This window comes from Streptomyces sp. NPDC046759, from assembly GCF_040645475.1.
In the GTDB taxonomy this organism is placed as follows: domain Bacteria; phylum Actinomycetota; class Actinomycetes; order Streptomycetales; family Streptomycetaceae; genus Streptomyces.
The window spans coordinates 372,184-391,583 of the sequence record NZ_JBEYYJ010000002.1 but is presented as its reverse complement, the minus strand read 5'-3'; the positions used below and the strand labels follow the sequence as shown (position 1 = coordinate 391,583).

Below are 19,400 nucleotides of genomic sequence, written 5' to 3'. Positions count from 1 at the left end.
GCCCATTGGCGCAACGTCCCGGCCCAATCCCCTCCTGGTTCACTGATCCAATTCCGCCCGGCCGCCGGCCCCCGCACGCCCCGGGTCCACCACCGCGATGCCGGTCTTCCGCAGGCGTCCCGGTTCCGCCACGACGTCGATCCCGGTGATCCTCCCGTCCGTGCCGAAGGCGAAGGCGAGGACCAGCCGCGGCCGCCCCCGCTCGGCCATGACCAGACCGAACTCGCCGTCCAGCAGGGCGAGTCCGGTGCACTGGGCGCGGGCCACGGCCGCCATCGCACCGCGGGCGACGGGCTCGGCGCCGCGCACGGTGACCGGTTCGGGCGTGGGCACGACCAGCGCGTCGGCGTGCAGCACCACTTCGGGGTCGAGCAGCGCGACCAGGGCCGTGAAGTCGCCTTCGCGGGTGGCCGCCAGGAACGCCTCGACGGCCCGGCGGCGGCGTACGGCGTCCGTGCCGGACGCGGCCGGTCCGCCCTGGACGCGGCGACGGGCCCGGCCGGCCAGCTGCCGGGTGGCGGCCGGGCTCTTCCCGATCAGCGGGGCGATCTCCGCGAAGGGCACGGCGAACAGGTCGTGCAGCACGAAGGCGACCCGTTCGGCCGGGCCGAGAGTGTCGAGGACGACCAGCAGCGCGACCCCGACCTCGTCGGCCAGCAGCGCCTCGCGGGCGGGGTCGCCGGCGTCGGCGGTGCGCGGCGGGACGTCGTGGGAGTCGTCCTGGGCGCCGGTGAACTCCTCGCGCCGGTTGCGGCGGGCCCGCAGCATGTTGAGGCAGACCCGGGTCACCACGGTGGTCAGCCAGCCCGTGGGGTTGCGCACCGCGTCGAGGTCGGCCTGCCGGGCCCGGAGCCAGGCCTCCTGCAGCGCGTCGTCGGCTTCGGCGGCCGAGCCGAGCAGCCGATGGGCCACGGCCGTGAGATGCGGCCGGTCCGCCTCGAACCGTGCCGCGAGCCGCAGCCCGGCGTCCCCCGTGAAGTCCTCCACCGTTCCCCCGTCCCCTTCCTGCGCGCCGGACCCGGCCCGCCCGCGCGCCCGGACCCCAGCAAACGCCGGCCCGGCCGGAACATCAACCGGCACAGGCACGGCGCCGATCGGCAGGCGGCCGGATCAGGTGGCGGACGGGACCGAGGCGGCGCCCGGGACCGGGTGGCAGCGGGATCAGATGGCGGACGGCACCGTCTCGTCAGCCAGGCGCACCAGTTCCGCGACCGGCATCGACCCCGCGGCCCGGCGTTCCCGCGCGAACCGGTTGGCGAGCCGCTGGAGCAGTTCGTTCAGCGGGGCCGGCACGCCGTGCAGCCGGCCGAGGAGCACGATCTCCCCGTTGAGGTAGTCGGCCTCGATGGTGCCGGTGCCCCGGGCGAGGGACTGCCAGGAGGAACCGCCGCCGCGCGGGGCCCCGTCCAGCGGCACCAGGGTGACCTTGTCGCCGCGGGCCGCCTGCTGCTCCCCGGCGCTCGCGTACGCGATGCCGGCCGCGTCGAGCACGGCCTCCCCCTCGGCCCGCACGCGCGCGTACAGCGCCGCGGCGGCCGCGCCGGACACCGGCCCGCTGACCGCTTCGAGGGCGTTGCCGAGGTTTCCGAGCAGCTTGGCGTACTGCCAGCGGGCCACGTCCGGCACCACCGGTGCCTCGAAGCACGCGTCCGCGAGGTCGGCGGCGATCCGGCGGGCGGTGTCGTCGGTGCCGTGCGGCAGTCGGCCGAGGTGCAGGATGCCGGTGAGCGGGGTACCGGCGGCGGAGACGGCACCGGGCGCCACGAAGGTCGAGGGCAGCCAGACGCAGACGCCGTACACCCGGCGGAAGCGGCGCAGCGCCAGCCGCCCGCTCTCCACCCCGTTCTGCAGGCACACCAGCGGCAACCGCTCGGCCGCGGTGCCGCCGCCCGCGACGGGCGCCTCGGCCCAGTTCTCCAGGGCGGCCACCGTGTCCTGCGTCTTCACGGCGAGGACGAGGACGTCGTCGGGGCGGAGCTCGCCGAGCGGGCCCGGGCCGTCGACGGCGGGCAGCCGGTACGTCGACTCCCCTTCCGGCACCCGCAGCCGGAGCCCGTGCTCCCCCAGTGCCACCAGGTGCCGGCCGCGTGCCACGAGGACGACGTCACGGCCGGCCTGGGCCAGCCGCCCGCCGACGGTCCCGCCGACCGCTCCCGCACCGATGACGATGTAGCGCATGATCAGAGCCTCGCACACCCGTACGCGCCCCTGCCCGACGATCACCGAGAAGACATGCGGACTTGACCTTGTCCCTGGGGCAACGGCGAGCGTGCCGGCCATGGACGACTTCTACCTGCGGCAGACGCCGTACAGCGACCCGGGCGACCTGGACGTGGCCGCCCTGCCCCGCGATCCGCGCCGGCTCACCGGCCTGGTGCGCGGCCTGATCCTGCACCGGCGCGAGGGCGGCCGTTTCGCGTACGCCGTCCCCGAGGACCGTCTGCACCACGACGCCGAGTCGCGGTACGTCACGGCGATCCTGCGCATCCTGCGCGAGCGCGGGTCCGGCCCGCTCACCGTCGAACGGCCGTACGACCAGCGGTTCGTCGGCACCTGCCGGGACTACGCGCTCCTGCTGTGCTCCCTGCTGCGGGCCACCGGCACCCCGGCCCGCGTCCGCGGCGGGTACACCGCCTACTTCGTCGACGGCTTCCACGACGAGCACTGGGTGACCGAGTACCAACTCCCGGACGGCCGCTGGCGGCTGGCCGACCCGCAGGTCCACGACGCCCGCTACGGCGTGCCGTTCGACCCGCTGGACGTGCCCCGTGACCAGTTCGTCGTCGCCGGGCAGGCGTGGCGGGCCTGCCGGGCCGGCGAGGCGGACGCGGACACCTTCGGCGTGTGGGGCGAACCGGACCTGCGCGGCCTGGATCTGGTGGCCCACAGCGTCGTACTGGACCTGGCCGCGCTGACCGGCACCGAGCCGCTGCCCTGGGACGATTGGGGTCCGTGGTACGGGGCAGGACCCCTGGCCGAGGCCGACCTCGCACTGCTCGACACGGTGGCCGCGGCCGGCACCACCGAGGAGCTGCGCCGCCTGAGCACCGACCCGCGGCTGGCCGTACCCCGCGAGATCCAGTCCCTGACGACCTACCTCGGGCCGCGGTCCGTCACTCTTCCACAGCCGTCAACTCGACCAGTTTGAGCACGGTGTTCCAGTTCCGGCTGGTGGCGATCAGGCCCTTGGTCAGACGCGGACGGGACAGCGCCTCGGCGAGCTTGGAGCGGCCGAGGCCCTCGGGGGCGTACAGGTACAGGCAGCGGTCGCCGAGCCGGAACTCCTCGGGGAGATGGGCGGCGGGGTCGATCTCGGCGTAGCGGTCGGGGGTGACGGGTGCCGAGAAGTACGTGACGTGCAGCTGCTTGGGCTGCAGGTCGGCGGCCGGGAACGGACAGGCCTCGGCGACCGCCTTCAGATAGGCGTGGTCGCGCACGAGCACGTCCACCGGGAAGCCGAACCGCTCCTCGATCGCCCGGGTCAGCTCCGCCGCCAGTGACTCCTCGTCGCCGCGTCCGGTGGTGAAGACGGCCTGTCCGCTCTGCAGATGGGTCCGTACGCCGGTCAGGCCGAGGCCGGTCAGCAGCGAACGCAGGTCCGCCATGGGCACTTTCCTGCCGCCGCCGACGTTGATTCCGCGCAGCAGCGCCGCGTAGGTCGTCATGCGGCCACCTTAGAACGGCCGTCGTGCCCCGTGGGGGCGGGCACGACGGCCGTTACCCGCGCCGGGCGGGGTTGCGCGAAACTCTCGCCGATGGGCGGGCCCGGGATCAACCTCTACACGCACCTGTGACTTGTTCAACAAAGTTTCGTAATCACAAACCCCCGCGCCGACGGCAGAACGGACAACCCACGTCCCCCGCTTGCGGATACGGGGGGCGACGACCCCGAGACGCGTCCCCGAGAAGTGGAGAAAGGTGTAAGGGGCCGCTGTCCTCCCCAGTGCTGACCGACGGGCCGCCGAGTTCACCAGGCAGCACGAAGAGAGGTGCTCGTGCGGCTCATACCGTCGAACGGAGCAAGCACAGACGTGGCGGCAGGGGGCCGTCACCGCACACGAGGGGGAAGGCCCGCGATGGGGAACAGGGACGTGCCGGTGCGGGGGCTGGCCGCCCGTGCCGGCGGCTGGAGCGCCCGGCACCGCTGGGCGGCCGTCGGCATATGGGTGCTGTTCGTCGTACTGGCGATGGGACTCGGCTCGGCGGCGGGCCGGGTCGACGTCGACGAGAACAACCAGCTCAAGGGCGAGACGCACACGGCTGCGCAGATCATCGACGACGCGGGGATCAAGCAGCCGGCCGGCGAGACCGTCCTGATCCAGTCCAGGGACGCCGCCGTCGCGGCGACCGGGTCCGAGTTCCGGGCCGCCGTCGCCGAGGTGGTCAAGGCCGTCGAGGGCACCGGCGAGGTCACGGCCGTGACCTCGCCGTACGACACCCGCACCATCTCCCGCGACGGCCGCAGCGCGCTGGTGCAGTTCGACATGCGCGGTGACGCCAAGACGGCCGTCGACCGGGTCGAGCCGGTGCTGAACGCCGTCGCCGGGGTGCAGAAGGCGCACGAGGGCCTGCGGATCGAGGAGATCGGCGGCGCCAGCATGCAGAAGCAGTACAAGGACGCCTTCGGGGACGACTTCAAGCAGGCCGAGTACTCGGCGGTGCCGGTGGCGCTCGGCATCCTGCTGATCGCGTTCGGCGCGCTGATGGCGGCACTGCTGCCGGTGGCCCTCGCGATCACCGCGATCATGGCGACGATGGGCCTGATGGGCGTCGTGAGCCATCTGCAGCCGATGAGCGACACCGCCAACTCCGTGATGCTGCTGGTCGGTATGGCCGTCGGCGTCGACTACTGCCTGTTCTATCTGCGCCGCGAACGCGAGGAGCGGCAGGCCGGCCGGGACGCGAGGACCGCGTTGCGGATCGCCGCCGCCACCAGCGGCCGGGCGGTCATCGTCTCCGGTGTCACGGTGTGCGTGGCGATGGCGGGCATGCTCTTCACCGGGCTCGCCGAGTTCGAGGCGATGGGGCTCGCCTCGCTGATGGTGGTCGCGGTCGCCATGGTCGGGTCGGTGACGGTGCTGCCGGCGCTGCTGTCGCTGCTCGGCGAGCGCGTGGAGAAGGGCCGGATCCCGTTCCTGAACCGCAGCCGCCGTAAGCGGTCCGCGGACGAGGGCAGCCGGTTCTGGACTGCCGTCCTGCGGGGCGTGCTGGCCAGGCCGCTGGTCTCCGTCGTCGTGGCGGCCGGCGCGCTGCTGGCGATCGCGGCGCCCGCGCTGGGCATGAAGACCCAGCAGCTCACCATGGACCAGGAGTTCGGGAAGTCCCTGCCGATCGTGCAGACGTACAACCGCGTCAACGACGCCTTCCCTGGCGGCAGTGAGCCCGCCCAGGTGGTCGTCAAGGCCAGGGACATCAACGCTCCCGCGGTACGGCGGGCACTGGCCGACTTCAAGCAGCAGGCGATCGCCTCGGGCGCCTCGCGCGGCCCGGTCGACATCCGGCTGCACACCGCGCAGAACGTCGCTCTGGTCTCCGTCCCGCTGGTCGGTGGTTCCGACATGGACCGGGCGGTCAGGAGCCTGGACATGCTGCGCGACCAGGTGCGGCCCGCCACACTCGGCAAGGTGGACGGTGTGCAGGCGCCGGTGACCGGGCAGGTGGCCGGCAACCACGACTTCAACGACCAACTGCTCGGCTCCGTCGTCCCGGTCTTCGCGTTCGTGATCGTCTTCGCGTTCCTGCTGATGCTGCTGTCGTTCCGCTCGCTGACCGTCGCGATCACGTCGATCGTGCTCAACCTGCTGTCGGTGGGGGCGGCGTACGGCATCCTCGTCGCCGTCTTCCAGCACGGCTGGGGGGCCTCGCTGGTGGGCGCGGAGGGAGTCGGCGCGATCGTGACCTGGCTGCCGCTGTTCCTCTTCGTGATCCTGTTCGGGCTCTCGATGGACTACCACGTGTTCGTCGTCTCCCGCATCCGTGAGGCCCGGATGCGGGGCCGCAGCACCGCGGACGCGATCCGGCACGGCGTGGTCACCACGGCCGGCGTCGTCACCAGCGCCGCGGTCATCATGGTGGCCGTGTTCGCGATCTTCGGCACGCTGTCGATGCAGTCCATGAAGCAGATGGGCGTGGGTCTGGCCGCGGCGGTCCTGATCGACGCGACGGTCATCCGCGGGGTCCTGCTGCCGGCCGTGATGGCCCTGCTCGGCGAGCGCAACTGGTACCTGCCGAAGTGGCTGCGGCGGCTGCCGGACCTCACCCACGACGAGGCGCCGGTCGCCTCCCCGCAGGTACGCGAGGAGGGGGAGCGGCTGCCGGTCTGATCCGTCGGCTGCCCGCCGGGCCGGTCGGGGCCGGGGCCGGGTGCGGGGCGTGGGGGGCTGGTCGCGCAGCCACCCACGCCCCTTCGACGTGGGCGGCCGTGCGACCGGCTTCGGGGCGCCGCCCTACTTCCGCGTGCCGGGCGGCAGTTCGGCCTCGATCAGATCCGCCGCTCGCCGGGTGCCGTCCTCCTGGGCCATCCCGGCCTGGACCTCCTTCAGCCGGTGGGCCACCTCCGGATCGTCCACCAGGGCGAGCGCGGTCCCGCGGAGGCGGCCGGTGGGCCCACCTCGGTGGACAGCCGGCGGGCGACGCCGAGGGACCGGAGCATGTCGGCGTTGCCGAACTGGTCGACGCCCTGCGGTACGGCGATCATCGGCGTGGTGGTGGCCAGCCCCTCCTGACTGCCGCCGGCGCCCGCGTGTGTGACGAACAGGTCGGCCTGCCGGAGAACCGCCAACTGCGGTACCCAGTCGCGCACTTCCACGCCGTCCGGTACGTCGCCCAGCTCGGCGGGGTTCACATGCCTGCCGATCCGGAGGACCAGGTGCCAGCCGGGCAGGTCACCGAAGGCGCGGACGCAGGCACGGTAGAAGGCCGGCTGCTTGGTGAAGGCCGAGCCCAGCGACACCGGCACCACCTTCTCGGCGCCGGCCGGCCGCTGCCAGTCACCCTGGTCGGCGCGGTCGCCCTGGCAGGCGCCGACGAAGGTGTGCACGCGCTCGTCGACCCGGTCGGCATGGGGCTGCAGAACCCGGCTCCACGTTGTCCAGCAGCGTGGTCCCCCAGGCCTCCGGGGCGGCGTCGGGTCCGGGCAGCGTGGAGTTGAAGGGCACGGGCCGGGTCCCGGTGGCGGCCACCTTCTCGGCGAACGCCGGCGGGATGGCGTACGTGACCCGGTGGCCGCGGGCCACCCGTTCGCGGATCACCTCCAGACCGGGGTTCACATGACCGTGCGCGGCGATGGAGAACATGGCGATGTGGGCGGGAGTGGTCATGGCGACCACCGCAGGCAAGACGAGACGTCTCGTTCAAAGTGTTTTGGTGACGCGACCACTCAGCGACCGGATGCCGGTGGGCAGGCGCGATGCCCCGATGCCTCGTCAAGGGGCCGCCCACCTCGCCCGGCCTGTGCCGATGCGAGACTGGCCGGAGAGAACCGACCGATACCGGCACGGAGGCGCGATGGACGAGGCACGGGCACGGGACGTACTGGCCACGGCGGGAGTGCTGCCGGGCCGGGCCCGCGACGCGCGGCTCCTGGCCCTCGGCGAGAACGCGGTGTTCGCCGCCGGTGGCCTGGTGGTGAAGGTGGGCCGCGACGCCGAGTTGCTCGAACGGTCCCGGCGCGAGCTGGACATCGCCGGCTGGCTGGACGAGGCGGGCGTGCCGGCCGTACGCGCGGCCGAGCCGAAGCCGCGTCTGGTCGAGGGCCACCCGGTGACCGTGTGGCACCGGCTGCCGGATCCGGTACGGCCCGCCGAGCCGCGCGATCTGGCGGAGCTGCTGCGGACGGTGCACGCACTGCCCTCTCCTCCTTTCGCCTTGCCGCCCCGGGAGCTGCTGGGCGGTGTGGAACGCTGGTTGCGGCTCGCGGGCGATGCGATCGACCCTGCCGACGCGGCGTATCTGCGCGAGCGGCGGGACGGGTTCGCGGCGGCCGCGGCCGCGCTGACGCCTCATCTGGTGCCGGGTCCCATCCATGGCGACGCGCTGCCCCGCAATGTGCACGTCGGGCCGGACGGGCCGGTCCTGGTGGATCTGGAGACCTTCTCCGCCGACCTGCGCGAGCACGATCTGGTGGTCATGGCCCTCTCCCGCGACCGCTACGGGCTGCCCGGCGAGGCGTACGACTCGTTCGTCCGGGTCTACGGCTGGGATGTGCGGGAGTGGGAGGGGTGCGGCGTACTGCGCGGTGCCCGGGAGACGGCGAGCTGTGCCTGGGTGGCCCAGCACGCCCCGAGCAGTCCCGCGGCACTGGCCGAGTTCCGGCGCCGGGTGGGGTCGTTGCGGGACGGGGACGAGACGGTGCGCTGGTATCCGTTCTGAGGATGCGGAGCCGCACCGGGCCGAAGGACACGTACCCGGGCGGCGGCCGGCATGCGCGGAGGCGGGAGACGCTGCCGCCAGGGCGCCTCGACGACCTGATCCGGGTCGGCGACCCGCTCGCCTGAGGGACCTGGACCCCCCTGGGTCACCGGCTCCGCGGTATGACCGGCCAGGCGGACTCGACGACTGCCGTCGGATTCGTGCTCCGCCGCAGGTACGCCTGCAGGGAGGCCGACTGTGCGGCTGCCGCCCGCACCTGGAGGTCGTGCAGGTCCGTCAGGGGCATCGTCCCGACGGGCTGGTGCTTCTCCCCCATGCGTCGCACGACGCGGGCGGCGGCCACCGCGTCCGCTCTCGCGTCGTGCGCGTCTTCCAGCGACACCCCGTAGTGCGCGCACAACGCGTGCAGGGCGCGGGTGCCCTTGCGGTACTGGTCGACGTGCTTGTCGATCACCAGCGGATCGATGACCGGCGAGGGCACGATGCCCAGTCGCTCGCTGATCGACTCCAGCCCGTAGCGCCGGCACTCACGGTCCAGCAGCGACAGGTCGTAGCGGGCGTTCATCACCACCAGAGGTGTCCCTGAGCGCAGCACCTCGGCGACGGCCAGAGTGATTTCCTCGACCGCCGAGGAAGCCGCGACGCCGTGCTCGCGGGCGTGGTCGGTCGAGATGCCGTGGATCGCCGAAGCCTGTTCGGGTATCACCACCCCGGGATCGAGCAGCCAGGTCCGTTCCGCCGAGACGGCCCCGTCCGGTTCCAGTCGCACGACCGCCGCGGTGACGATGCGATCGATCTCGATGTCCGTGCCCGTGGTCTCCAGGTCGAAGGCCACCAGCGGCCCAGTGATCCAGCTCATCGCGCGGCCACCGCGCCGGTGGCGATGCGCGCCTGACGCGGAGCGGTCCCGGTCGTCTCCGGGTCGAAGTCGGTCAGCGGCTCCCGGTGCCGGCCCATGGGCGGTCCCCCTTCTTGGTGGTGCTTTCCCCCAGTGGCCTCCACCATCGCACGCGGCACTGACAATCCGAGGGTCGCGATCCGCCTGCACCGCCGGACCGTTCAGGACCCCCGCTCAGGACACGGGGCGCGAATCCGCCCAAGACAGCTCGAACTCCTCGCGGTATGTCGGGAAGAGCCCGGCTTCCCCCACATCATCCGACTTGACCAGCTTGCTGCCGTTGCGCAGCACCAGCACCGGCGATTCCATCCCGCGCGCCCCGCGCAGGTAGGACTGCACCACGGCGATGCCGTCGGCGCCGTCGCCGTCCACCAGGTAGGCGGTGAAGCGCGGTGTCTCGTCGTAGACCTGGATCTCGAAGGCGCCCGGGTCGCGCAGCCGGGAGCGGACCCGGCGCATGTGCAGGATGTTCATCTCGACCGACCTGCTCAGTTCCCCCCGTTTCATCCCCAGTTCGCGCTCGCGGCGCTTGACCGAGCTGGAGGCCGGGTTGAGGAAGAGCAGCCGTACCCGGCAGCCGGACTCGGCCAGCCGGATCAGCCGGCGGCCGGAGAAGTTCTGCACGAGCAGGTTGAGACCGATGCCGATGGCGTCGAGGCGGCGGGCGGAGCCGAAGATGTCCTCGGCCGGGAACCGGCGCAGCAGCCGCACCCGGTCCGCGTGGACGGCGACCACGTCGGCGTACCGGTCCCCTACCAGGTCCTCCACCGCGTCCACGGGCAGCCGGCGCGCGGAGGGCACGTCACCGCCGGCGCCGAGCATCTCCAGCAGCCGGGCGGAGGCGCGCTCGGCCTGGTTGAGGACCGCCTCGGACAGCGCCCGGTTGCGGGAGACGACGTTGCGGGTCACCTCCAGCTCGTCCAGGGCGAGTTCGAGGTCGCGGCGCTCGTCGAAGTACGGCTCGAAGCACGGCCAGTGCTGCACCACCAGCTCGCGCAGCTGCGGGAGGGTGAGGAAGCTGAGCACGTTGTCGTCGGCCGGGTCGAGCAAGTAGCCCTTGCGGCGGCTGACTTCCCGGACGGCGACGGCGCGCTGCACCCACTCCTGCCCGGCCGGGCCGGCCGCGGCGACCACCCAGTCGTCGGCGTGGACGGGCTCGTAGATGGGACGCAGCACGGCGGCCACGACCGCGCGCAGGCGCTGCTCGACGAGGTTCAGCCAGATGTAGGCCCGGCCGGCCCGCTGGGCGCGGGTGCGCACCTCCCGCCAGGCGTCGGCGTCCCAGTCCAGCTCCGGCCCCAAGGACCCCCGGGCCCTCGGGCGGGCCCGGGACACCCCCCCGGGCGGGTCGTGTTCGGGGGTACCCACGTGACCCTCGTCACCAGGGGGCAGCTCCAGCCCTCCCGAGCCCACCCGTGCACCGCCTTCCACTCCCTGGGGGCCTTTCCCGTCTCAACGATCAAGGAAGGGTACTCCGCGAGGGGTGGGCGGTGCAGCCGGATGGACAGGTCGGTTCCTCAACTGTTCTCCTCAACTACGCGGCTCCCAATGGCCGTTCTGCCATGCCAGGTCACGCGGAGTGAGCGGATTCATAGCGGTGACGTCCCGCGGGGCGATGGCGAAGCCCTGCCAGTGCACCGGCATGGGCTGCTGGTCCTCGTCCCGTGCGATGTGGTGGAAGCCGACGTTCATCCAGATCACCGGGTGGGTGAGGGCCTGGCCGTCGACCCACTTGTCGACCGAGCTGCCCGCGCCGGCCGGGCAGGGGCCCGGGTTGTTGCTGGCGAACTGTTCGCACCTGTTGTACTCGGTGACGTACAGGTCGTGCCGGGTGAAGCTGCGACCCGGATACTTGGTGGTGGGACCGGGCACGATCTCGTACGAACGCGCGTGCCCGTCCTTGTTCCTGCCGGTCGCGCTCACCACGCGCCACCAGCGGTAGGGCTCGTAGTCCCCGGCGAATTCCTTGGTGACCGGGGTGCGGGCGGTCTTGACGGCCGGGGCTTCCTGACGTCCCGTCGGCGCGGTGACCGCCGAGTCGTACTGCTCGATCCTGGTCCTGGAGGAGCCGTCCAGCCCGAAGTCCAGCCGCCAGAAGATGTTGTGGCTGTGACTGGTCGCGTAGGCCTTGGCGCCCTTGCCGAGGGGCCAGCCGCGTCCGTCGCCGGCGTCGTAGTCGTCGGGGGAGAGACTGCCGGTCGCGCCGGCGTTCATGCCGATGGTGCCGTCGTCCTGGAACCGCCACTCGCTGATGTACTCGTACCAGCCGACCTTGTTGACCGTGTAGACGAGCAGGTCCCGGCCCTGTGTCTCGTAGACCTTGTGCGTGTCGTCGCCCAGCCTCCGGTAGGCGTGGCCGCGCGAACGCGTGGTCGTGCACAGGCCCTTGACGTTCGGCGACGAGTAGATGGCGTCGGCGACCCGGACCGTCTTGATGGCGCCGCCGGGGCATTCGTCCGGGGCGAGGTTCATCAGGCCCTGCGCGAAGTTCTGGCCGGTCACGTCGTCCCACTCGACGCTGCCGTCGTCGTAGGGGACGTCGATCTGGGCGAGGCGTGCGCTGTTGAGGACCTTGATCGGCTTCGGTTCGCCCTTGGGCTGGTAGGAGACGTTCTCCAGGACGAGACCGGCCTTGCTGTCGTAGTGCCAGCACATCCGCCAGGTGGTACCGGTGGAGAGCTTCTGCTCGATCCGGTAGGCGGCGCTGCAGTCGGCGGCGGCCGCGACGGCGGTCCCCGGCCGGGCGGCGGCCGGTCCGGCGCCGGCCGTCGCGCCGGCGGCCAGAGCGGCGACGGTCAGGCCGACGGCCACCCGCGTGCGGACAGGGCTGATTCTGTTTCTGCGCATGAAGAAATGGCTCCCCTGCACGAGTTGCACGGTGGACAAGCGAACGGGCTGCCGGGTCAGTGGCGGTCGAGCCGGGCGACCTTGCGGGCGCTCAGGTCGATGACCAGCCACCGGGCGTCGATCCATGGACCGTTCTCGACCTTCGGGAACAGCCGCACGCAGCGGTGCTCGCCGCACTTGTCGAGCACGGCGGGCTGTCCGCCCGGCGTGGCGCGGTAGACGGCGCCGTTGATCAGCAGCTGGTCCGGAGAGGTCAGCTCATGACCGGTGGCGTCCTTGTAGTCCGCCTTGAGACCCGCGCCCAGCGGGTCGGCGATCAGCAGCCTGGCCGCCTCGGCGTTCTCGGCACGGCTCAGCGGCGGCTGGACGCCGTGCCGGGTGCTGGTGTGCTCGACCTCGCCGGTCGCCAGGTCGACGGTCTTGGTGACGAGCGTGTCGCTCTTGTAGTCGTAGAAGGTGACGTCCGCCCGGCGCGGCGCGTTCGGGTCGTCCACCTCGTCCGCCTCCGGGTCGGCCAGGTCGGCGCTGAGGCGCTGGGGGCCACGGCCCCCGCCGACGTTCTCGCCCGTACGCAGCAGCTGCCGGTTCAGGGCGATCGTCTCGGCCCGCCGGATCTCGCCGTCGGTCAGCGGGTCCCGGCCGGTGCCCCTGGCACCCGCCGCCGGCGCCTGTTCGACGACACCGGGCGGGACCGCGTCCGCGCCCTGGCCTGGCCGGGTGCCGCCGCTCGCCGAGGGCGGGGTGTCCGCCCCCGCCGTGCCCGGAAGGGTGATCGCGACCACCGCGGCGGTCCCCACCGTCGCGAGGGCCACCGCCGCCACTAACTTCCCCAGATGGCGGTTCACTGTCTCACGCACGCTCTCCCCCTGCTCCCCGTGGTCCACGGGAGTACGTGTCGCCCCACTGGTTCGGCACACGGCGGGTACCAGGGACGCCATGTGCGCCGGTCGGTGGGTAAGAGGGCCATAAGTCTGAGGAGGTTCCGTCAATTCGGGGAGACTCGGGGGCGAACGCGGCCCCGGGGCGGTGGCACACCTGGGAGAGTCGTAGCCATGCAGGTCTGGCCTGGAGAGGCGTATCCGCTCGGCGCCACCTATGACGGCGCCGGAACCAACTTCGCGGCCTTCACGGAGGCCGCGGACCGAGTAGAGCTGTGTCTGCTGCACGACGACGGCTCGGAGACGGCGGTGGAACTGCGCGAGAGCGACGCGTTCGTGCGGCACGCGTACGTGCCGGGCGTGATGCCCGGACAGCGGTACGGGTTCCGGGTGCACGGCCCGTACGACCCCGGCCGCGGGCTGCGCTGCAACTCCGCGAAGCTGCTGCTCGACCCGTACGCGAAGGCGATCAGCGGCTCGATCCGGTGGGGCGAGGAGGTGTACGGCTACCACTTCGGTGCTCCTGACCGCCGCAACGACCTGGACTCGGCGCCGCACACCATGGCCTCGGTGGTGACCAACCCGTACTTCGACTGGGGCGACGACCGGCCACCGCGCACCGAGTACCACCACACGGTGATCTACGAGGCCCATGTGAAGGGCCTGTCCATGCGCCATCCGGGGCTGCCCGAGGAACTGCGCGGCACCTACGCGGCGCTCGCCCACCCGGCCCTGATCGAACACCTGACCGAGCTCGGTGTGACGGCCCTGGAGCTGATGCCCGTCCACCAGTTCGTGAACGACCACCGGCTGGCCGACATGGGCCTGAGCAACTACTGGGGCTACAACACCATCGGCTTCTTCGCCCCGCACAACGCGTACGCCTCCTGGGGCGACCGCGGTCAGCAGGTGCTGGAGTTCAAGTCGGCGGTCCGGGCGCTGCACGAGGCCGGGATCGAGGTCATCCTGGACGTCGTCTACAACCACACCGCCGAGGGCAACCACCTGGGCCCGACGCTGTCCTTCAAGGGCCTCGACAACCCGTCGTACTACCGGCTCGCCGACGATCCGCGCTACTACATGGACACCACGGGCACGGGGAACTCGCTGCTCATGCGGTCCCCGCACGTGCTCCAGCTGATCATGGACTCGCTGCGGTACTGGGTCACCGAGATGCACGTCGACGGTTTCCGCTTCGACCTGGCGGCCACGCTCGCCCGGCAGTTCCACGAGGTGGACCGGCTGTCGTCGTTCTTCGACCTGGTGCAGCAGGACCCGGTGGTCTCCCAGGTGAAGCTGATCGCGGAACCGTGGGACGTGGGCGAGGGCGGGTACCAGGTGGGCAACTTCCCGCCGTTGTGGACCGAGTGGAACGGCAAGTACCGCGACACCGTACGGGACCTGTGGCGGGGCGAGCCGCGGACGCTCGCGGAGTTCGCCTCCCGGCTGACCGGGTCCTCCGACCTCTACCAGGACGACGGCCGCCGCCCGCTGGCCTCCATCAACTTCGTCACCTGCCACGACGGCTTCACCCTGCACGACCTCGTCTCGTACAACGAGAAGCACAACAGCGCCAACGGCGAGGACAACCGGGACGGCGAGAGCCACAACCGGTCCTGGAACTGCGGGGCGGAAGGGGAGACCGACGACCCGGAGGTGCTCGCGCTGCGCGCCCGGCAGATGCGGAACTTCATCGCCACCCTGATGCTGTCCCAGGGCGTGCCGATGATCAGCCACGGCGACGAGTTCGCCCGGACCCAGCGCGGCAACAACAACGCCTACTGCCAGGACAACGAGCTGTCGTGGGTGCACTGGCCCGAGGACCGCAGCGAGCTGCTGGAGTTCACGCGCGCGATGGTGTGGCTGCGCCGGGACCACCCGGTCTTCCGCCGGCGCCGGTTCTTCCACGGCCGTCCGGTGGAGGGCACCCACGACGACCTGTCCGACATCGCCTGGTTCACCCCGGAGGGTGCCGAGATGACCCAGCGGGACTGGGACTCGGCCCGTGCCTCGGCGCTGACGGTCTTCCTGAACGGCAACGCGATCTCCGAGGCGGGGCCGCGCGGGGAGCGCATCACCGACGACTCCTTCCTGCTGATGTTCAACGCCTCCCCGGAGCCGCTGGACTTCGTGGTGCCGGTCGACCACGGGCGGCAGTGGCAGGTGGTCGTCGACACGGCCCGGCCGGACGGCGTGCCCCCGGGGTCCGGGGCCAAGGTCGGGGCCGGAGACCGGATCACCCTGCCGGACCGCAGCCTGACGGTGCTGCAGCGGCCGGCATAGCGGGACGGAGAGCTCGGAGCGGCGGCCCCGGCGGGGCTGCCGCTCCGGTACGCGCGCGTGGCGGCGTTGTCGTCAGCTTCCGGTGCGCGGCACCGCGTCGGCCGCGTCTCCAGGGACCGGGCGAAGGCGAGCGCTGCCGGCCGTGCCCGCCACCGCGAAGACGGCCGTCACCGGCCGCCCCGCCGTCTCCTGCGGCCCCTCGGGGCCGGCACCGGCGCCCGCTGCCCGTACCGGCTGCTCAGGCGGCCCCACGAGCGGCCCGCGGGTCACCTGGCCGAGCGCGTGGGCCCCGCTCGTCAGCCCCGCGACGGACAGGGAGCCACTCGTCCGGGCGACGAGCAGCGCGCTGCCGAACTCGACGGCGGCCGCCGCCAGCCGCCCCGGCTGCGACCCGCACGCCGGCAGCGGCCCGGCCGGGCCGGTCAGCTGACGGCACGCGTCCGGGGCACGGCGTCGCCGTGGCCCGGGCACGCGTGTGTGAGCCGGTGCAGGAACCGGTGACACGAAAGACGGCGGGCTGGGTACGTAGGTTTCCATGACTTCTGCGCGCCCCGGACCGGAGGTGCCCACGGCCACCTACCGGCTGCAGCTCCAGCCCGCCTTCCCGTTCGCGGCCGCCGCGGCGGCCGTACCGTACCTGGCCTCGCTCGGCGTCTCGCACCTGCACCTGTCCCCCGTCCTGGAGGCCGTGCCCGGCTCCACGCACGGCTACGACGTGGTGGACCACGCGCGCGTGCGCGAGGAACTGGGCGGCGAGGAGGGCCTGCGTTCCCTGGCGCGGACCGCCCGGGAGCACGGGCTCGGCGTGGTGGCCGACATCGTCCCGAACCACATGGCCATGGCGCCCCGGCACAACCACGCCCTGTGGGAGGTGCTGCGCGAGGGGCCCGGCTCGCCGTACGCGCGCTGGTTCGACATCGACTGGGAGGCGCAGGGCGGGCGGGTGCTGCTGCCGGTGCTCGGCGGTCCGGTCGGCTCCCAGCTGGAGCACCTCGTGGTCGACGGCGACGTGCTGCGCTACCACGAGCACGCCTTCCCGCTCCGCGCGGGCACCGAGGACCTCCCGCTGACGGAGCTGCTGGACGCCCAGTGGTACCGCCCCGTGTGGTGGCGGCTGGCCCGCACCGAGCTGAACTACCGGCGGTTCTTCAGCATCTCGGAGCTGATCGGGGTGCGCGCGGAAGACCCGGAGGTGTTCGACGCCACCCATGCCAAGATCCTCCAGCTGCTGCACGAGGGCGTGCTCGACGGGCTGCGCATCGACCATCCCGACGGGCTCGCCGACCCCGACGGCTACCTCGCCCGGCTGCACGAGGCGACCGGCGGGCGCTGGACCGTGGTGGAGAAGATCCTCGCCGACGGCGAACGGCTGCCGGCGTCCTGGCCCGTCGCGGGCACCACCGGCTACGACGCCCTGCGCCAGGTCGACGGCCTGTTCACCGACCAGACCGGTGCGTACGAACTGCTGGGCCGCTACCGGGCGTTCGCGGCGCCGCAGACGGACCGGGGCGGCAACTGGGAGGCGACGGCACGGCGGGCCGCGTACAAGGTGCTCACGCACGAGCTGGCCGCCGAGACCGACCGGCTCACCCGGGTGGCCACCCGGGTGTGTGCCACGTCGCCGGACCTCGCCCTGCGCGACCGGGCTCCCTGGGCACTGCGCACGGCCGTGGAGGAACTGCTGGTCCGGATGCGGGTGTACCGGCCGTACGCCTCCGGTGACCCGGCCGCCGTCGTCACCGAGGAGGCCGCCGAGGAGGCCCGGCTCGCCTTCGTGGTGCCCGAGGAGGCGGAGGCCGTCGGCATCGTGCGCCGGCTGCTGGTCGAGCCGCCCGGCGACCCGTCGGCGCCGGACCACGCCGACCGGGTGGAGTTCCGCACCCGGTTCGCGCAGACCGCGTCCGCACTGCGCGCCAAGGCGGTGGAGGACACGGCGTTCTACCGCTATGTGCCGCTGCTGTCGGCGGCCGAGGTGGGCGGCGACCCGGGCCGGCCCGGGGTGTCACCGGAGGACTTCCACGCGTACTGCGCGCGCGTGCAACGCGACTGGCCGGTCACCGGCACGGTGGTCTCGACGCACGACACCAAGCGCAGCGCCGACGTGCGCGCGGCGCTGGCCGTGCTGACCGAGTGCCCCGAGCGGTGGACGCAGCTGCTGGCCGAGGTGAACCGGCCGGAGGAGGGCGTGGGCGTGCCGGACGGACAGCTGGCCTGGGCGGCCTGGCAGACGGTGTTCGGGCTGGGGCCCGCCGAGGAGGAACGGGTGCAGCGGGCACTGCTGAAGCATGTGCGCGAGGCGGGCATGTACACCAGCTGGACGGAGCAGGAGCCGCCGTACGAGGAGGCGGTGGCCGCGTTCGTCGCCGCCGGGCCGTGCGGGCCGCCGGGCGAGCGTGTGGCGGCGTTCCGCAAGGCGCTGGAACCGCACGTCCGGGCCAACGTCCTCGGCACCGCCCTGGTCCATCTGACGATGCCGGGGGTGCCGGACGTGTACCAGGGCACGGAGGGCGAGTACCGGGCGCTGGTGGACCCGGACAACCGGCGTCCGGTGACGTTCCCGCCCGAAGCCCCCGGCGAGAAGGACGCGCTGACGGCGGCGGCGCTGCGGCTGCGCGCCCGGCGCCCCGAGGCCTTCGGCGCCGCCGCGTCGTACGAACCGCTGGCCGCCGAAGGCCCGGCGGCGGGCCACTGTGTGGCGTTCGCGCGCTCCGGAGAGGTGGTCACGGCGGCGACCCGGCTGTCGCTGCGGCTCGCGGAGACCGGCGGCTGGCGGGAGACCCTGCTGCCGCTGCCGCCGGGCCGGTGGGCGGACGTGCTCACCGCGGGGCGGGAGTTCACCGGGCACGCGCGCGTGGCGGACCTCTTCGACCGGCTGCCGGTGGTGTTGCTGGAGCGGGTCGGGGAGGGGTGAGAGGGCTCAGCCAGGACCGGCGGTGGACAGCCGGCACGCCCACGGTGGAGGCGGAGCGGCTGCTGGTGGGCGTCGGCCGGGTGCCGGTCACCGAGGCCCGGGCCTGGCGACGGCAGGCCTGACGACGGACGAGCGGGGGTTCGTCGTACCGGCGGACCGGGACCGGCTGCTGACGACCGTGCCGGGCATCCATGGCGTCGGGAACCTGCTGCCGCCGCCCTCGCCCGGCCTCGCCCACGCCTCGTTCGCGGAAGGCCTGCTGGTCCCCGAGACGCCGGCCGGGCTGCCGTCGGCTCCGGTGGACTACGCGGCCGTGCTCCGGGCGACGTACTCCTCGCCGCAGACGGCCTCGGTGGGGCTCAGCTAGGCCGAGGCACGCGCGCGTGGGCGCGACTTTGGGCGCGCTCGGGTTGACGCCCAGCCAGGTGACGCAGGCAATCGGCACTCTCGACCCGAACCGTGCCATCCACACGCAACGCGACTGCGTACGAGCCTTCTTCGACCTTCATCTACGCCACCTCGACAACCACCTGCTCCAGCACCCCTCACCCCGCTGCCCACAGATCAGGTTTGTCCGGTGAGGTCCCCGCCATCCCTGCGCGACGGGCACCCCTTCAAGCCTGCGGTGGCCCCGAGCCCAGAGCGACGACACCTCGCACGGCCCGCACCCGCCATCGAGGCCGGCGGCCCGACACCCGGCCGGCGGCCGTGGTGCCGCCTGCGCCGATCACATCCGTGACGGCGAGCCAACCGCAGCATGCTCCGACCGCATCGATGTCTGGGCTAACGCTCGCCCCGCCTTGCGAGATCAGCTCGGAAAAGGCACACAGACCGTGACGACACCTGGAGGTATTCGGCACCGAAGAGTATTGCTCTGCGCCAGCAGGCCGAGGTGAACACGATGCCGCTGACCGCCGTGGCCAAGGGCACGGTGCACGGTCGGGGCGGCATGGTGAAGGTCGTCGCCGCGGCCGGCGGCGGGCAGGTGCGGCGTGCACCTGGTCGGCCCGCACGTGTCGGAGATGATCGCCGAGAGCCGGCTGGTCGTCGGCCGGGACGCCGAGCCCGCGGACGGGGCCCGGCACGTGCACGCTCACCCCACGCTGCCGGAGGCGGTGGGCGAGGTGTTCCTGACGCTCGCGGGGCGCGGCCTGCACCAGCAGTGAGCGCACGGCACGCACCGCCCGGGCCGCGCCCCGGTGCCTCCCTCCGG

General features: G+C 72.8%; 13 protein-coding genes and 3 pseudogenes. 7 read left to right on the top strand and 9 right to left on the bottom strand.

What is annotated here, in order from left to right; genetic code table 11:
• Positions 1 to 39 precede the first annotated feature (39 nt).
• Both ABZ919_RS04450 and ABZ919_RS04445 read right to left on the bottom strand, forming a co-directional pair.
• Positions 40 to 987 carry a sigma-70 family RNA polymerase sigma factor gene (locus tag ABZ919_RS04450; protein ID WP_361242687.1) on the bottom strand — a complete coding sequence of 316 codons (948 nt, stop codon included), beginning with the start codon at positions 985 to 987 and terminating at the stop codon, positions 40 to 42.
• Positions 988 to 1,161: 174 nt separating this feature from the next.
• Positions 1,162 to 2,178, bottom strand: a complete 1,017-nt coding sequence (locus ABZ919_RS04445) for a 2-dehydropantoate 2-reductase N-terminal domain-containing protein (protein ID WP_361242684.1) — start codon at positions 2,176 to 2,178, stop codon at positions 1,162 to 1,164.
• 100 nt (positions 2,179 to 2,278) lie between these two features.
• Here ABZ919_RS04445 and ABZ919_RS04440 point away from each other — a divergent pair, with 100 nt between their 5' ends.
• Positions 2,279 to 3,148 carry a transglutaminase domain-containing protein gene (locus ABZ919_RS04440; RefSeq protein WP_361242681.1) on the top strand — a complete coding sequence of 290 codons (870 nt, stop codon included), beginning with the start codon at positions 2,279 to 2,281 and terminating at the stop codon, positions 3,146 to 3,148.
• On the opposite strand, the gene ABZ919_RS04435 is transcribed toward ABZ919_RS04440, so the two are convergent.
• Positions 3,114 to 3,665 (bottom strand): DUF1697 domain-containing protein, encoded by a 552-nt coding sequence (locus ABZ919_RS04435; RefSeq protein WP_361242678.1) that lies wholly within the window; start codon positions 3,663 to 3,665, stop codon positions 3,114 to 3,116. The two genes, ABZ919_RS04440 and ABZ919_RS04435, sit on opposite strands and share 35 nt — an antisense overlap.
• Positions 3,666 to 4,076: 411 nt before the next feature.
• Between ABZ919_RS04435 and ABZ919_RS04430 the strand changes: the two genes are divergently transcribed.
• A complete protein-coding gene (locus ABZ919_RS04430) occupies positions 4,077 to 6,323 on the top strand; it encodes an MMPL family transporter (RefSeq protein WP_361242675.1) in 2,247 nt (748 codons plus the stop codon).
• A gap of 123 nt (positions 6,324 to 6,446) precedes the next feature.
• On the opposite strand, the pseudogene ABZ919_RS04425 reads toward ABZ919_RS04430, so the two are convergent.
• Positions 6,447 to 7,356: pseudogene (locus tag ABZ919_RS04425) on the bottom strand (nucleotide disphospho-sugar-binding domain-containing protein).
• Between the two features lie 150 nt (positions 7,357 to 7,506).
• Here ABZ919_RS04425 and ABZ919_RS04420 point away from each other — a divergent pair.
• Entirely contained in the window at positions 7,507 to 8,370 is an 864-nt protein-coding gene (locus ABZ919_RS04420) for an aminoglycoside phosphotransferase family protein (protein ID WP_361242672.1), read from the top strand.
• Between the two features lie 145 nt (positions 8,371 to 8,515).
• Here ABZ919_RS04420 and ABZ919_RS04415 read toward each other — a convergent pair whose 3' ends face one another.
• The 4 genes from ABZ919_RS04415 to ABZ919_RS04400 all read right to left on the bottom strand — a co-directional run bounded on the left by ABZ919_RS04415 (position 8,516) and on the right by ABZ919_RS04400 (position 12,972).
• Positions 8,516 to 9,229: an exonuclease domain-containing protein gene (locus ABZ919_RS04415; protein WP_361242669.1), complete on the bottom strand. Its 714-nt coding sequence runs from the start codon at positions 9,227 to 9,229 to the stop codon at positions 8,516 to 8,518.
• Positions 9,230 to 9,442: 213 nt separating this feature from the next.
• On the bottom strand, positions 9,443 to 10,681 hold the full coding sequence (locus ABZ919_RS04410; RefSeq protein WP_361242666.1) for an SAV2148 family HEPN domain-containing protein: 1,239 nt from the start codon (positions 10,679 to 10,681) through the stop codon (positions 9,443 to 9,445).
• Positions 10,682 to 10,798: 117 nt separating this feature from the next.
• On the bottom strand, positions 10,799 to 12,115 hold the full coding sequence (locus tag ABZ919_RS04405) for a copper amine oxidase (protein ID WP_361242663.1): 1,317 nt from the start codon (positions 12,113 to 12,115) through the stop codon (positions 10,799 to 10,801).
• Positions 12,116 to 12,171: 56 nt separating this feature from the next.
• A complete protein-coding gene (locus ABZ919_RS04400) occupies positions 12,172 to 12,972 on the bottom strand; it encodes a Tat pathway signal sequence domain protein (protein WP_361242660.1) in 801 nt (266 codons plus the stop codon).
• 195 nt (positions 12,973 to 13,167) lie between these two features.
• Between ABZ919_RS04400 and glgX the strand changes: the two genes are divergently transcribed.
• Entirely contained in the window at positions 13,168 to 15,276 is a 2,109-nt protein-coding gene (gene glgX / locus ABZ919_RS04395) for a glycogen debranching protein GlgX (protein WP_361242657.1), read from the top strand.
• A 72-nt stretch (positions 15,277 to 15,348) separates the two neighbouring features.
• Here glgX and ABZ919_RS04390 read toward each other — a convergent pair whose 3' ends face one another.
• A complete protein-coding gene (locus ABZ919_RS04390; protein WP_361242654.1) occupies positions 15,349 to 15,747 on the bottom strand; it encodes a hypothetical protein in 399 nt (132 codons plus the stop codon).
• 64 nt (positions 15,748 to 15,811) lie between these two features.
• On the opposite strand from ABZ919_RS04390, the gene treY reads away from it, so the two are divergent.
• From treY to ABZ919_RS04375, 3 genes and pseudogenes are all read left to right on the top strand, one after another.
• A complete protein-coding gene (treY, locus tag ABZ919_RS04385) occupies positions 15,812 to 18,187 on the top strand; it encodes a malto-oligosyltrehalose synthase (RefSeq protein ID WP_361242651.1) in 2,376 nt (791 codons plus the stop codon).
• Between the two features lie 35 nt (positions 18,188 to 18,222).
• Positions 18,223 to 18,551, top strand: a pseudogene (locus ABZ919_RS04380) (dihydrolipoyl dehydrogenase); the annotation flags it as partial.
• A gap of 528 nt (positions 18,552 to 19,079) precedes the next feature.
• Positions 19,080 to 19,353, top strand: a pseudogene (locus ABZ919_RS04375) (dihydrolipoyl dehydrogenase); the annotation flags it as partial.
• Positions 19,354 to 19,400 lie beyond the last annotated feature (47 nt).